At 57.5% G+C, this 15,396-nt stretch carries 6 protein-coding genes and 1 pseudogene; 3 read left to right on the plus strand and 4 right to left on the minus strand.

Annotated features, from left to right (window positions below; all coding sequences use genetic code 11):
* Positions 1 to 168: 168 nt before the first annotated feature.
* A complete protein-coding gene (locus tag BG61_RS16885; RefSeq protein WP_051672583.1) occupies positions 169 to 453 on the minus strand; it encodes an SDR family oxidoreductase in 285 nt (94 codons plus the stop codon).
* Between the two features lie 1,125 nt (positions 454 to 1,578).
* Between BG61_RS16885 and BG61_RS16890 the strand changes: the two genes are divergently transcribed.
* Both BG61_RS16890 and BG61_RS16895 read left to right on the plus strand, forming a co-directional pair.
* Positions 1,579 to 2,781, plus strand: a complete 1,203-nt coding sequence (locus BG61_RS16890; RefSeq protein ID WP_232256145.1) for an integrase domain-containing protein — start codon at positions 1,579 to 1,581, stop codon at positions 2,779 to 2,781.
* Between the two features lie 1,487 nt (positions 2,782 to 4,268).
* Positions 4,269 to 5,288, plus strand: a complete 1,020-nt coding sequence (locus BG61_RS16895) for a hypothetical protein (RefSeq protein ID WP_129572132.1) — start codon at positions 4,269 to 4,271, stop codon at positions 5,286 to 5,288.
* Positions 5,289 to 5,733: 445 nt separating this feature from the next.
* On the opposite strand, the pseudogene BG61_RS44830 reads toward BG61_RS16895, so the two are convergent.
* Both BG61_RS44830 and BG61_RS16910 read right to left on the minus strand, forming a co-directional pair.
* Positions 5,734 to 5,854 (minus strand): annotated as a pseudogene (locus tag BG61_RS44830) (IS66 family transposase); the annotation flags it as partial.
* 3,627 nt (positions 5,855 to 9,481) lie between these two features.
* The gene (locus tag BG61_RS16910; RefSeq protein ID WP_035931016.1) at positions 9,482 to 10,699 is read right to left on the minus strand and encodes an RNA-guided endonuclease InsQ/TnpB family protein; all 1,218 of its coding nucleotides are present in this window, start codon (positions 10,697 to 10,699) and stop codon (positions 9,482 to 9,484) included.
* Between the two features lie 23 nt (positions 10,700 to 10,722).
* Here BG61_RS16910 and tnpA point away from each other — a divergent pair, with 23 nt between their 5' ends.
* Positions 10,723 to 11,139 (plus strand): IS200/IS605 family transposase, encoded by a 417-nt coding sequence (gene tnpA / locus BG61_RS16915; protein ID WP_035931017.1) that lies wholly within the window; start codon positions 10,723 to 10,725, stop codon positions 11,137 to 11,139.
* A gap of 2,016 nt (positions 11,140 to 13,155) precedes the next feature.
* Here tnpA and BG61_RS16920 read toward each other — a convergent pair.
* A complete protein-coding gene (locus tag BG61_RS16920; RefSeq protein ID WP_035931018.1) occupies positions 13,156 to 14,421 on the minus strand; it encodes an IS256 family transposase in 1,266 nt (421 codons plus the stop codon).
* Positions 14,422 to 15,396: the final 975 nt, after the last annotated feature.

Consider the following 15,396-nt stretch of genomic DNA (forward strand, 5'->3'; position numbering starts at 1 on the left):
GGCGGTCACGTTCGCCGAAATACGCAGCTGCGAGCTGCCGACAGCAATTGTTCGCACTCAAGCGATGTCAAGTTTATCTTTTCCGTGCGCTTCATTGGATACCAAATCAGGTGTGTCCGGCGACAATTACTTTTGCCGGCGCATTGACTCAGGTTTTTTGTTACCGAGCTAGGCTCGTTGCCTCAAGTATTTTGCTACCTGGCAGACGGACTCGTCCGGCAACATACCGCGGGCGACCAGCGCGATTTCGATGGAATCCATCTGCTCCGCGCACTCGGCGAGCATCGCGGGATGATCGTCGAGCGTGTCGACGTTGAGCCCGTGCACGGCGGCCTGCTCCATGCGGTCCTGGTCGCGCGCGACGAGAAAGAAGCGCGCGCCTTTGGCGCCCCATTCGCGGACACCGGCGATGGCGATGGTGGACGTCGCGCCCACGACGACGATATTGTTCATGTGCCGGTGATCTCTTTCCAGAATTGCGACAGCGTGGCCGATCGCGAAGCGATTCGAGCTGCTTGCCGCGAAAATCGGCGGCGGACATGCGCGCGTCCTCGGCCGGATAGATGAGATCGCCCACTTCTTCGATCGCCTCCTCTGGCGGCGGTAATACAGCTCGTTCAACGCGCGCTGCGTGAGCCCGTTGATCAGCGAGACGGGCGGCGTGAACGGAACGGTGCGCTGGTTCCGCTCCTCGACATCGAGCGAGCCGTGTATCGCGTGATCGCCCAGCGGTTACTCTCGAGCTTCAGTCGCGTGCTGGTCTCGAACATTAGCCGCGCAACATTCATCTCGTCCCCGAGTTTTTTCGGTGATCCCGTCGTGTCGTAGAGTTCGAGGTTCATTTCCCGTTGCGCGCACTGAGGCCCGATCTGTACGGGTGCTGAAAGGCGCCAACCGAAAGGCATATTGAAATCGCGAGCTTTCGGTCGATCTTCGCGCTCCGAAGGCCCTAGTATCCTATCTACCTATCCGCGTCCCAGACGCATCGACCTGAGTGCAGCGCACTCCATTTGTATCTGTTCAGCGCCCGATGGACGCAATCTTCCAAAGCAGCGGCCGCGCCGCTCACTGACTTACTGCTTCTATTGCTGGAAACTGAGTTTCCCGCACACCTTATCGGAGCTGGGTTCTCGCCGCATGGAGAAGAGCAGCTCTGACTGAGATCATGTCCGTACGTACAGCGCGGACGCACCGATCCTTCAATCCTTCAATTCGTCTTCGGCAATCCAGCCAAGCACGGCTCACGCGGTCCCATCACAAGGCGACCGTGATGATCCGGCTCTCAAGACGGGAAACCACTTGCACTCCAGGGTGCGGGTTTCTTCATCCCATTTTGTCGGCCCGCGCAGCCCGAAAAAACAAACGCGCAAAAAGAATTGCTTGATTCGCTGGCATACGCCTGCGGTCAAGTAGCCTTATCCGGGATACCGGACTAAGGATCATCAGGCGACAGCGCTTCCCTGTGCCAGGTGAATCAAATAGCTGATCGCTAAAATCCCGGAAAGCAAAGCGCGCAGTATTCCATCAACCGGGGTGCCCTTCTGATAGGTGAGGGTGCCGCTTCTTAAAGCCAAAGCCGTGAAAATTCAACTCAACTTCTCGAGCCTCTTGGAAAGCTCAGGTTTGCCGCAGCGTCTTGCCAACGAACTGTCAGAGCTATTCAACCGTCACCTATCAAAAGCGCACAGCAAAACGCGCGTGACGTCCAACGCAATATCGATCAAAACGCAAAAGTACCGGGTTCAGAAACTGATCGCCGGTTTTCGGGAGTTGCGCAAGGGCGGTTTTGCCATCCAGTCGCCGTGGAACCTTGGTGAAAAGCACATCGGATACCTGGTCAATCTCTGGGTCAACGAAAAGCAGCAATCACCGGGCACCGTCGAGAACAAGCTCACATATTGGCGCACGCTCGCGTCCTGGATGAAGAAGCATCAGCTGGTCGGAACAGTGGACGACTATATTAAGCGGCCCGAAGGCTATCGCCGCTACTACGTCGCTCGAGAAGATAAGTCTTGGGACGCGGCGAAGGTTAACGTCGACGAGGTCATTGCGAAACTTTGCGAGCGCGACCGTTGGGTCGCAATCCAGGTCGAGCTTCAAGCGACGTTCGGTCTACGCGCACAGGAAAGTATGCTCTTGCGCCCGCTGCAGTGCCTGCGGGTGACGGGTCATCTTCACGTCATTGACGGGACGAAAGGCGGCCGGCCCCGTGTGGTTCCGATTGACGCCGAGTGGCAGTATGAGGTGCTGATCCGAGCAGCACGGCTGTCCAATCCTCGCACCGGCTCGATGATCCCCGATCCATGGTCGCTTAAGCAATGGTATCGCCACTTTTATCATGTTCTCCAGAAGCACGGAATCACGCGCAGCGCCGCCGGCGTCACCGTTCACGGTCTTCGCCACGCCTATCTCCAGAACATGTACGAGAAGATTACGGGCGTACCTGCGCCCATCAAACGCCCCGACCACAGGCCGGATCCGCAACTCCATCAGCTGGCCATGCAACGACTTGTGGAGGCGGCCGGACATAGCCTCGCCGCGAAAGCGACCGCCTACATATCGACGTTCGCCACCATGGACCGACTCGCCCGTCCCGTTGTTTCTTCGGAGCAGGCATTCGCTGCTGTCCTTGAGACGGGCGGCAACAAGTCGGATGCGGCGAAAGGTTTGGGCATTTCGCGACAGGCACTTTATCGACTTCTGGCGAAGTGCGAGGGCGTGCTCGTCACGCCAAGGCGTGACGAGAAAGATGCCGACCGCGGGGGCTGCGAACGCCTTTAAATGTGCGGGCCGCCGCCGCTTCTGCCCCTTCGGGTGTTGTGGCACCAGCCAGTGCCTCGCCCGCACGACCTACCGTCTGATGATGAATGTGCGCAGGCGGGCGCTTTGCGGACACAAATTCAGCGAAAACTGAGCAATTGTGCAATATGCTCGTTTTCGCCAAAACAAGCGTATTTCTATTTAAAAACAATGAATTGGATACCTACGCGGTGAACCGGAAATGGATGTAACACGTTATTCCGAGCAGAGACGAGGGGCAAAGACGCGAATTCGCGTAAGAGACGGCAACGATCGCCGACGGTGTGAACTGACAGAACTGCGGCCCTCTGCTAGCAGGAATACGCGCTCGTGCAAGAGGTCCACGATTTGCGCTCTGACGTCATGCATGAAGAAACCTTGCCGTTCGGTGTTCGAGCCAGATAATGGGAGCAAGCGCCGGCCTCCTTGTGTGCCATGTGCCGCGAGCGAGCAGGGGCCGTTACGTTCGACCCTGGAAACGCATTCTGGTCCGCGCTAAAGCGACGTCAATCATAAGCAGGGCACGGCATGGACGATTCGCCCGTTTATTCTTGCAAGAAATTGGCGAAGTCTGAGCACTCTTGCAATTTCTTTGAATTCAACAAAATCTCGGGATTTCCGTTTGAAAACAAATATCTGTCCCATACCTCGTTGGGCGTAGACGAGCGCGATCCGGATAGCGCTCACTGGCTTCTCTGGAGTGGACGAGGAGGGGAGGTAACGATTGCAGCGAGCCGCGGCTGCCTGGAGCGTTGGATTCAACTTGCCCGTTGCAGGCAGGAGGAAGCGTTAAAGATGTCGAACAACCCTTTGCGAAGTGCTGAACACCATAGGCGCGCCACAAATCGTACGGCACGGACCAAGTGTAACAGATCGGAATTCGATCAGTGGACGCGCGGCGGCGTGCTTGAGAGCGGCTTGATTCGCTCGCTGCGCCGCACTTCGGCGTCGATAGTGTCGCTATTTCGAGTAATTCGCCAAAGAACGCGTGCGGAACGGGTGCGTATGCGGCCCTTTCCAAAACAAGGGCGGTGGTCGACTAGACATGAAGCGCGCTAGAAGATCCCGCGGCGAGTCGAAGGAAGTGTACGAGGCCGCAAACCGCCGTCACCTTTTAACGAACCTGGAGTAGAAGGCGGAAAAGGAAGGCTGGGTCAAAATAATACGAAGGGCTTCGCGACAAATGGCTCAAGGCCTCAGCTTTGGGTGATGTTCGACACTGTCGTTGCATTGAGCCAGTCTGAATTCGGATGCATCGAGCCTCGTTGCTTGGTCGCAGTTGGTCCGCTCCATCACGCGATCTTCGCTAAGTGCTTGACATGGAGCTCTCACCAACGATGACATCGTTTTTTTTAAAGACGCACTTTTTGACACCTCATTCGGACCCTAAGCTCGGCCGAATTTTGGTATGTTGGAAGCTGATGTAGCCGTTGCCAAGAGACGTTCGAATATTCAGCCAGGTCGCCGAGATGAGTGTCAGCAAGCCATATAGATCGATTACTAAGCGTAGCTCGTGGATACTCTGCTTTCAATTCAATCAAGGGGCGTCTGAGGGACGCTGGAAGACGCAGTCGGAAGCAGCAAAGCACCTCGGCGTCTCCTGCTCAGATCTTTCACGAGCATTAAAGATAGAGACGCTTCCGGAAGAGATCCTGAATTTACACGAATCGCCCACGGCAATAACGAGTCATACGATCCGTATGTATCAAAATGCCATTGCAAAAGATGGGCTGGCAACGGTACTTTCCCGCGTGAGACAGTATCCGGCGGACACTCCAAAACTGTCGAATCGTGTCGTCGTGTCAATCGTCACGGGTCGCATGAGTGCGTCACAGTTGGCGCTCAAGACCGCACCGCGCAGAAGCACAATTACAAACGAATCCCTCCCCGTCGACTTGGCGACGACGTACCACGAAGGAATATTGAGCGGAAAATGGACTAGTAAGAGCGGAGGCGCACAGGCGCTCAACGTCTCCGCGCGCACCCTTAGGGAGGCAATTGCAATTAGAGATCTGCCGATGGACGTGAGGTTTCTAATTTCGACTGCCCCTTTAACCTTCAAGCTTGGGCGAAAGATTCTCAGGCTTGCGGAGGAGATCGGGCATCAAGAGTTGCATGCACGAGCGAAGAAGGTAGAGCCCACGTCCGCGATCCGCACAGCGGCTAACGTGCTTGACGAGCTAGAAAGAAAGCATATCAAAGCTATGCGCTACACCGACGTAAAGGTACGGCGCGGGCGAGGAAACAAGCATCTCATCATTGCATGCGAAGACGCAAAATTTTTATTGAAATATAGACGCGAGATTGAGAGCGCAATCCGGAAGGTGCTGGAAAAGAGAATCAAGGATGCGAGAATGGAAGCGATCAAGCAGATAATTGCTAAAACCGGCGTCAAAGGATTGAACCCTGAGACAATTGAGAAGTACTTGCTCAATTGGTTACTGGAACGAGATGGCTACGACTGGTTAGTCGATGTCGAAACGACTTAACACTTCGTCGAGGATTCAGCATTCCTTGTGCGCGAGTGAAGGCATGATACCGGACAGAGGCTTGCTCGCGGATGCAAACATCGTTTCTTCGCAAGGCGCACCTCGCTTCTCCATCCATGGGGTCGCAGTTTTCGCGGGGCTCCAAGACGACGCGAATAATGAGTGCCCAAGGCGAGATGCCGCGCGAAGGGGAGGCACGGGAGGCAGAACCCGCGGTGGCAGAGCCGATCGAGCGCCCGCAGGAACGTGCCGCGCACGAAACCGAAAGCAACAAGCCAACGAGCGGAAGAAGCGCGAAGCCATGCCCTGTGCCTATGCTTCATGGTGTTTTGAATTACTGCGGCTTTCGCACCGGCCTTTAAATAGTCCGCCGGCATCGCACACCAACTGCATGTTGCGGCGCTAGCCCGTCGTTTGAGAGCTACACCAGGATCCAGCGCTCGCCGCCGCGGTACGCACGCTCGACCGGCAGGTCGTCAATCTCGAACCGGCCGTCGTCGCAATACCGCGTGAGCTTCCCAACGGTTCAGCAAATAAGGAATTGCCCACGCTCGTGCCGGATCGAGCGCTTCTCCAGCGTGGCCGTGACCCGCAGACTGCACCGCGTCAGCGCATGTGTGAAACGCGGCGGTGCGGGCCCGCTGCGGCTACCGCAAGATCCGTGTGCTGTTGCTCGGGAGGGCAACGACTTTAACTCGGCGTTCGCGACGTCGTGCGCTACTGGACGGCCCGCCGGGAAGCGTTACCTTGTCTCAAAACAACCGTCTAAACGACCTATGCTAGGTGCATGACACAGAATAAGATTAACCCCACTTCAGGACATGTGTCACGGACGCGATGGCTTTGTCAACTTGTCTCGACCGGCTTGGAAAGCCGGAGGGAAGGGCATCCATCAGGAAAGAATAGGACCGAAGGGGCAGAAAGCGAAGGCGCCTAGGCATTGCTGCCTTGTGCGCAGACACTGTTGGATCGGAACGATGAGTGAGTGTCTTAGCGCTGTGTGCCCGGCTTGTGGCACGGTAGTCGCCGAAGATGGATGGGAAGTTTTGCCGGGAGGAGAGGTTCACCAAGTGACCTGCCAAGCGTGTCGCACCGTCGTTCACGGCAGCTGGTTCGAGTGTGAATCCTGCGTGGCCGACAACTCGATTTCGTCATTGTTTGCACAGGACTGTCTCGATCGCACATGTGGAAAGTGTGGGCATCATCCAAACGACACACGTAAGTAGTGTGGTTTGAGTTCGTCTTCCTGCACTCATCGGATTATGCGGATACCGCTCTTAACCGATCGACTTACCGGATTTTTGCTTGGTTTGTCCCCACGGCTCGCAAGAAGAGCAGCTGCAAACGCGAGTGCGTGCATGGGCATCCAAGACCTTCCGGGCGGCGGACGGCGATCTGCGGACCGTAAGAAGCTAAATTGTTGCGACGCGCTAAGAACCGCTGAAGCCGCTCTTAGGCTGACCGCGCCTAACTCCGATTCACAGATATCGCCGCCGGAACATGCAGGGAAGGTCCTTGCGTCGTTGCGGTGTAGTCTGCCTCGCCGGGATTCGGGAACCAATATTTGAACCATGCCCTAAGTCGGTCCCGCTAGCGGACGCCCTGGGATCGCGGCGCTCCTCCTTGGCAACGCTATCCGGATAGCGTTGTGAGCTGCCGACGTGGTCAGATAAACGCCTGATTTGAAAGAGAAACTCCGTATCTTAGCCGTGTACCGAATAAGGACCCCCCGTTAAACGTTACACGTGCCTAAAAGAACTTGTCACCGGCGACGCGCCCACTAACACGGCGTGCGTCAACGGCGCTTGAAAAGGATGACGAAAAACGGCGTCTTTGTCCGAGTTGGACGCTAGGGCCGCGCTGCTTGTACGACTCGATGACGCTTGGTTCGGGCTCATCGAGCAATTGAGCATTTAGATGCCTAAAAATCTGAACAGCACTTTCTTGGAGTGTCGGCAGAAAAAGTGGCGGCTTACGCACAACGGCTCGGAGGGGGATGGAACAGGGCGTGAGCCTGCAATTCGTTTGTCAGCCTAAGGTCGCCGATCACGCCGCCAGGGACAGCGCATTGGCGGTGGGAGAAAGTAGCTAGGTAAAGGCGCGATCTCGCCTAAGCGGGGACGCGTTGCTGGTGTCGTTAGAAGCTTGAGCCAATCGCCGCGACGCTTACGATCATCGCCGCATCTATACGCGAGCGCTTCCGGCCACCCGAGTGTCCTCGCTTGACTTCTTTGTCGCCGCGTCGTAACGCCGCCTTGACTTCTATTTGTAGCGGGCATGCTGGATTTGTCGAAACCAAATCTTCGCCGACATGCCAACAAAAAAGTGTCTGTGCCACGCGCTTCCCAACCTACGATTGCTGCGCACACGTACTCAACGGCGCGCTAAGCGCGTCTTATCAGTGCGCGAGCGTACGTGCGAGCCGATGGGTGCACCGCGGCGATGCGCTCGCGGAGGTAGGACATGCGCGCGGTGAAGCGTCCGTCTGTCGCCACGGCACTACCGCCGACAACGAAGCTGCCGTCGCGGTGGGCGGACTCAGATCTGAGACATCTTGAGACCGTGATACGCCACGTTGTTAGGGCGCAGGGATCGTCCATGCCGCAGTATCTTGACGAGGCGTATTGGCTCAGACGGCTCGAGCGCATTGAGCGCGAGACTTGCCTCGTTCCGGCCCAGCAGCGACGCATCACCGCCCTACGAGAGCTACTCCTTGCGAGTAAGTCACGTGACCAGGATTGTGCGTGACAGTATCGCCTTGGCGTTTGCCTCGCAAGCTCCCCATCGATTCAATGTCTCATGTACCGCGTCGACCGGTCGTAAAGTTAAGGCGATGAGCATTGTTTGTTTTCCTAAGTGGCTAGATGCAAGTCGTCTTTGTGCCGCTATCGCCTAGGACGGTAAGACGTACCGTAGGGGTCCGCTCGACACATCATCATCAGCCAACCACGCAAGGGTCTTCGCTGAAGTCCGATTCTACCAACGAAACTTTGAGATGCAGAATTAAAAAGCATGACGACGAGCAAAGCCTGGCGCATCAGTTGTTGGATGACCACGTGCTTACCGGCGACGATATCTTCGTGCGCTTGCGCAAGCCTGAGTCAAAGGCCCGATCGGCCAATCGTCGACGCATCTGTCGTTCGTTGTGCAAGCAGATCGCGCCTGTCTTCAGCAGCGTGTGCGACGTGCGGCGACGGTAGAGTCCACTTCCGTCAATCACTACGACTGGAAGGGCATCGTCAGTCCCGCGACCAACGACGATGAGTTAAACGTAATCGACGACGTCGGCGGCGTCACTGTGCACACGTCACCGCTACGTCGGGCGAAGCCGGCTGTGCGCTATTTGCGCTCCGTGCTATCTCAGCACCAATGTCCGTCGAGAGCACCGCCATATTCGCCGAGGAGGGCTGCAGCGTGCATCCGACTGCGCCCGACGTCGTCCTCACGTTGCCCGAGCTCTATTATTTCTTGCGCACGAGGCTAAACCGCTTTCGTGCGACGCATGCGCGGTATTTGGATCCCCATGGCGTTGCCATTGATATCGACTGGTCTACCTCTCGCGGCCTAACACGTGAGTGAACCTAACGCCTGGCTCGCGCATTGTTGCTACGCGTGAGATCTGGTGGGGTGAAGCGGGGCGGGCAGTCACGAGCCGCGGCGTCGGCTCCAGTTTTTTAAGCCATGCAGCAGGAGATCAGCACCAGCTCCCGCGACGAGGCCTTTTGGTTCAATTGCTGCATAGTGAAGCCGGAAAGCCCGCGTTTTTTCGAAGCTTTCGATCGCGAACAGAGCGGCTAACCCCCAATACTAGATGCACACACCGCGTCTCGACGCATCGACCTCACAGCGCACAGCGAGTTTGCGCCTGTCAGTATTTCTTGATTCCAAGCCCCTCGCGATGTTGCCGAGCGGGTGTCGCACTGCAAGCTGATTGATGTACGTCGCTGCCGCGAAAAGCAGTTGTTCGCCATTGTGTAGTCGGTAGGCGGATTCGACCGCCGGCAGCGCCGGCCAGACAAGCTGACGCTTGGAACCATCGCACCGCTTCCAGTCGAAAGGGTTGCGATCTCTCTTTCGAAGGACGTTGTGTCTGACATTCGGCCTCGCCGGGCAACGGTGCATCTTGACATCCTCCTCCCCCTCTCGCTGACGCTCGCCGGCCGAAGGCCGGGATGAGGGAGGATTCTACTGCGCTACGTGATGCTCAACGTAGTCGCTTCGACGGGTTCCTGCCACGACGCCCTTACCTCAGGCGAAGAATCAGCACAGGCTAACGAGCGCTGTCCACGCTCTAAAATATTGATTGCGCCAACGACGTCTGCGTGATTCTCATATCCGCACGACACACACGCGAACCGGGCTTGAGTCTTCCGGTTCTCCTTCGCGACGTGTGCGCAGCACGGGCACGTGCGGCTCGTGTTGTGCGCCGGTACCGCGAGCAGCATGCCGCCGGACCAAGCCGTCTTGTACTCAAGTTGGCGTCGGAATTCGCGCCAGCCCTGGTCGAGAATAGACTTATTGAGCCCGGCCTTTGCCCGGACGTTCTTGCCGGGCGCCTCAAGGGTGCCCGTTGCCGACTTGCCCATGTTGAGCACCTGCAGGTCTTCGATACATACGAGCGCGTGGTTTTTGCTGATCGTTGCAGAAGTTTTGTGCAGGAGGTCTTTGCGGGCGTTCGCGATGTCGGTGTGAATCTTCTGGACGCGGGCCTTGGCCTTCTTCCAGTTACGGCTGAATTTCTTCTTGCGCGCCATGCGCCGCTGGTACCTGGCGAGGCGCTGCTCGTGCGTCTTGAAGCTGTTGAGCGCGGCGACGTGCGAGCCATCGCTCAGCGTGGCGAAGCGTGCGATTCCGACGTCTATGCCGATCGCGGTCGTGGCCGTCGGCAAAGGTACGTCGACTTCGCGCCGCGTCTGGATGCTGGCGAACCACTTCCCGCTGGACTGGCTGACCGTGACGTTGCGCACCTCGCCGAGCACGGGCCGACTGTTGCGGTAGCGTATGTAGCCGAGCTTCGGCAGAAACAGACGGCTGTTGCCCTGCTCGAGCTTGATCTGTTTCGGGTCCGGGAACCGGTGGCTATCGCCGATGCCCTTGCGCTTGAAACGCGGAAAGTCTGCCCGCTTCTCGAAGAAATTCGTATAGGCGCGCTCGAGATCCTTTAGCGCCTGCTGCGATGGATGCACGGGCGCATCGGCAAGCCAGGGCGTTTGCGCGCTGTTGCGCCACCTGGTGAGCAGCTTGCACAGGCCAGGATAGCCGAGCTTCTTCTCGCCGGCCGTATAGCGCTCTTGCTGCAACGCCAACGCCTTGTTATAGACGAAGCGGCACGCGCCGGCGAAGCGGCGCATCTTGCGCGCCTGCTCCCCGGTGGGCATCAGTTCAAATTTGTAGGCTTGTAGGCGTTCCATGTCTGAAAGTATACTATTGGTCTATGACTACCGACAACGATATTCGACGTGGGCGCCACTGCGTATTTTCGATGCATGTGCATTTGGTCTTCGTGACAAAGTATAGGCGCGGCGTCTTCACGAAAGAGATCCTGGACGATATGCGCGGCGTCTTCGCGAGCGTGTGCACGGATTTTGAGGCGGAGCTCGTTGAGTTCGACGGCGAGGACGATCACGTACACCTGCTGGTGAACTATCCGCCCAAGGTATCGGTGTCCGCGTTGGTGAACAGCCTGAAAGGCGTTTCCAGTCGCGTGATACGCAAGAAAAACTACCCCAGTATTCGGCGCAAGCTGTGGGGCGGTGCGCTATGGTCGCCGTCCTACTTTGCCGGAAGCTGTGGCGGTGCGCCCATAGAGATCATCCGCCAGTACATTGAACAACAGCAGACGCCACACTAACGGCCGTAATGGACGCCTCCGGCGCCCGCGCTATCCTTCCTCGCCCTGGAAGGACGAGGCTTGCCGCGCTCCGGGTCAAGCTTGACGGAGTCACCTATCGGGCTGAATGCAAACCGGCAGGTGAATATGTACTGGGATCCAAACTGAGCATCGGCGAGCGCTGGTTATGCACGCTGCAGTTGTTGGAGTCGCCTACCTCCGCTCAGCGGCGACTCAGCGGTCGATTCGCCCACATGTTGAGCGCATGGGCACTTATCGGCGCATGCTATATCGTCCAGTCGACCAAGAGTTGGGGTGCGCGTGCGGTCATTGAAACGGCGTTGCTTTGTGTTGCATCGGTGTCCCTATTCGTGATTGGGCATCTATGCTTGTCGGATTCACACGAATCGAGCCAGTGAGCCTCGCCATCCCACAGTCGTCTTCGTTGTTTTGTAGCAGGGAAGTTGGCCACTCGGCGTCGAACGCGATGTGAGCGTCCCTGCAGTGTGATATTGATCGTACGAACCGCGCCAGACGGCGCGGTTCGCCTACAAACTTGACCATGAGGCCGTCTTTGCGACCCAGCGAACTTCTGGCCGGCGGCGCATAGTCAAGTTCAAGTCCGCCTAAGGTGTCAATTCATTTGGTGCTGATCGTTGGGCAAAACCGCCAGAACGGTGAGTAGGAAGCTTTCTGTACCAGTATTAGATTGCTTCATGGCCTTGTCGTGGCAATCGCGAAGCGACATGGCGGGGTCCGTGTTGAGGCCTGGTTGACGACTGACTGTGCGCGCCTTCGTACGTGGGCTACGACCGATGCCCAAACATCGTCGTTCGTTCCTCGTTAAAGATGGGGCGGCTTTTAGCGACTTTGTCACGCCCGCGGCAGAAGACACAGAAAGTGCGAACGCAATGTTATTGGACTACTGAAGGCACGTCGGTAGCCGGCTTAGTGCGTGATGACATGGCGCTTCCGCCACTTGCGAGCCTTATGGATTATCGCCTGCTCGGGTCAGGCGTGGCCTTAGGGGAAGAGTGAGTGTGGCGGTGATGAGGCGTTTGCGTCGAGAGCAAGGTTATCGCGTCGTTTTGTCGACGACCTCATTGCTTGATGCGCCGCAGGTTCGAGGTTCGAACCGCGTCGCGAGGAATATGAACGGCAACCGTTCGGCCTCAAGCAACAGGAGGGACCGCAACACCGCGCTGCCGCAACTGGTACCCGCGCACGCCGGATAAGGCGCGGCACTAAATTTCGGCATCAATGGCCAAACCTTGATTGCTGAAATCAGAGCCGAGCTTGGCGGTTCCCAGCGACCCCCGTGCGAGTACCCACACACGGTGATCACCGGTTGTCGTGAGTTTTCTTTTCAGAAAGGGTGGCCAAGGGGGACGCGGTAGCCGTGCTCTGTTCACTTATCGAACGTGCATGCACAGGGCGCGCGAACCTGTGACGGGTTCGTCGGTGTCACGGCGGATAGCGTGTTGATTTCTTGAAGAGCAGGTCAAGTACGTAACGTCTCGACGGCTGTGTCTCTTTCTCAGATCAAACTCATCAACGAAAAGCATGGAAATGTCCGAGTAATCAATCTCGATAAGAGCGCCGCATCGGCGGCACGAGGAGGAAAGACGATGGCCGCAAAAATGTCTTCGGCTGTAACAAGGGACGGACGAGAAGTATTCGCTGAGGAGGTCGCTGAGGTCTCGTCGTTGATATGTAGGTATTGCGGCGCGGGCGTTTGTTACGTTCCGCCGCACGCGCGCGAGAATAGAGGCAACACATATTGGGTCAGGGGCTATTTCCGCCTGCTTCCAAAGTCTGCCCACGAGGAGAACTGCGTGTTCAACGTCCGAGAGCAGCTCGAAGTGATTGCCCGCCGATCGCTCGGTCTGGTGCAGGCGCTAGAACGGGGACAATATCGCTTTCGTCTCCTTGCAATCGGTGATATGCGCGATTTGACGATTTACCGAGTGCAGTCAACGATCGGCCGGCCGGAGATACGGTCAAGTCTGGTGTATGAGCGGTTGATGGCCGGCGACGTCAGGCGGCGAGTTTCTGCTGACCGGGTTGATCGTCTTGCACCGGTTCGCCGTCCTTGAAGGCAATGCCTTCCAGCAACAGCTTGATCTGTTCGGGGCCGTTGATGCGGCGCCAGGTTTTCTCGGCTTCCTCGATCAGCTTGAATGCCAGACCCAGGAAGGTCGGTCGCGACACGCAGTTGCGCGTGCGCGTAGTACGGTGCCGCACCGTCGCGAACGTCGACTCGATCGCGTTGGTTGTCCTCAGGTGCTGCCAGTGGTCGGCCGGGAAGTCGTAGAAGAACAGCAGGCTTTCCCGGTCCTTCTTCAGCGTCTCTGTGGCCTTGGGATACTTGGCCGCATAGATCGTCACGAAACGATCGAAGGCGGCGTACGCCTCGGCGCGTGTCGCTGCCATCCAGATCGCCTGCAGATCCGCCTTGGCCCGACCCTGTTGCGACTTCGGCAGCGCATTGAGCACGTTGCCCATCTTGTGGAACCAGCAGCGCTGGCCGCGCGTTGCCGGAAACACTTCCTCAAGTGCGGCCCAGAAGCCCATCGCGCCGTCGCCGACTGCCAGCAGCGGGCCGGCCTGCAAGCCACGCGCCTTCAGGTCAAGTAGCAGCTCCTGCCAGGACGCCTTCGACTCCCGATACCCGTCGCCGACTGCCACACGCTCCTTGCGCCCATCCGGCCTCACGCCGATGATTACCAACAGGCACTGGCCGTCCGAGTTCTCGCTACGCAGGCCGGTGTGAATGCCGTCGACCCACCAGTACACGTAGCGCGATGTCGACAGATCCCGCCGGCTCCAGCTGGCGTGCTCATCGGCCCATTGCGCCTTGAGTCGGCTCACCACATTAGCCGACAGCCCTTTGGCGTCGTCACCCAGCAGCACGCTCAGCGCCTCGCTCATGTCGCCCGTCGAGATGCCTTTCAGATACAGCCACGGCAGCGCGGCACTCACGCGCGGCGACTTCCGCACATACGGTGGCACGATCGATGAATTGAACTTCACACCTGATCCTGAACGATCGCGAACCTTGGGGACCTTCACCGCAATCGGGCCGGCCGCCGTCAATACCTCGCGCTCCGGCAAATAGCCATTGCGCACCACCGCGCGTTGCCCGTGCAACGTCTTGACGTTTTCGAACCGCTCCAGCAGCGTCGTCAGCTCTGCTTCGATCGCCTGTTGAATCACCTGCTGGGCTCCGTGACGGACCAATTCGTCCAGCCCCAGACCGGTTTCCGATAGACCGACAACCACTTTTTCCGTAAACTTATTCATGGTGGATGGTTTGTTGTTTGCTGGTTTCCGACTTCGACAATCAGATTCTCAGCTAAAACCTCCACCGCCTTCAATCTCCCGCCTCAACTCCCCCGTACACCAGATCCGAGCATATCTCGGCCGGCCGACCAACTCATCAATTGCCAGCGGGCCGCTCGTCTCATGTGACCCACGTCGTTTGCTGTCAGCATACCTCAACACGGCTAAACGAGTAATTCTGCTGCGCGCCTTATGTGGGAACGATTTCATTTTGAAAGACCGGCTTCAGTTCGTCTTCAATGGGATGTCCGTGAGCTGGCACGACTTCTACTACGAGGAAGAGCGATTCATTGCAGCTTATCGTTGGCTTGGTCAGGCAACGCTTCCTTTCCCGATTGCGCTTGTGGGCCGCGTTTCCACCATCGAAACCATTCAATGTCGAGGGCGGTTGTTGTACGTTTTGAAGTTTAAGACGTCAGCAGCCAGGGCGCATGCCCGTGACGAGACTGTAGGGGAGGTCATACAGGCTGCAGTATGGACTAGTCAGCTCGAATGGGTGAAATGGCTCAAGGAAAACGACGAAGTGCTCGTCTTCGGCCATTGGCGGCACGCAACATCGCACACTCATACTCGTCTTGCCAAGCGCGGCGACGCATCCTTTCGGAAGTATCTGGAACGTCGGATGTCAATTTGGCTCCACGTGAAGTCGCAGGTTTCGAGAATACATCGAGGTAACGGACGGCGTACTGGAAGACTATCAAGCTCGTAGACACGGGGCCGCGGCACCGACGGCTTTGCATAGAGTTTTTTTTTGATAGCGCTCGACCGCCCAAGAATACAAAGCACGAGCGGCGATTCGAAATCCCGAAGTCGCCCGCACATTCGTTGCACAATTGACCACGACTTTCAAATTAAGCAAGAAACTCGGAACTGCATCGGGCACGCCATGCGGGATTGCAAACGATGCCTTCACTTCCGGATCGACTACTGCAATAT

It is taken from the genome of Caballeronia glathei (assembly GCF_000698595.1).
In the GTDB taxonomy this organism is placed as follows: Bacteria; Pseudomonadota; Gammaproteobacteria; order Burkholderiales; family Burkholderiaceae; genus Caballeronia; species Caballeronia glathei.

Coding starts and splice junctions, on each gene's coding strand:
- BG61_RS16885 (WP_051672583.1), bottom strand. CDS start 453: ATGAACAATATCGTCGTCGTGGGCGCGACGTCCACCATCGCCATCGCC.
- BG61_RS16920 (WP_035931018.1), bottom strand. CDS start 14,421: ATGAATAAGTTTACGGAAAAAGTGGTTGTCGGTCTATCGGAAACCGGT.
- tnpA (WP_035931017.1), top strand. CDS start 10,723: ATGACTACCGACAACGATATTCGACGTGGGCGCCACTGCGTATTTTCG.
- BG61_RS16895 (WP_129572132.1), top strand. CDS start 4,269: ATGAGTGTCAGCAAGCCATATAGATCGATTACTAAGCGTAGCTCGTGG.
- BG61_RS16910 (WP_035931016.1), bottom strand. CDS start 10,699: ATGGAACGCCTACAAGCCTACAAATTTGAACTGATGCCCACCGGGGAG.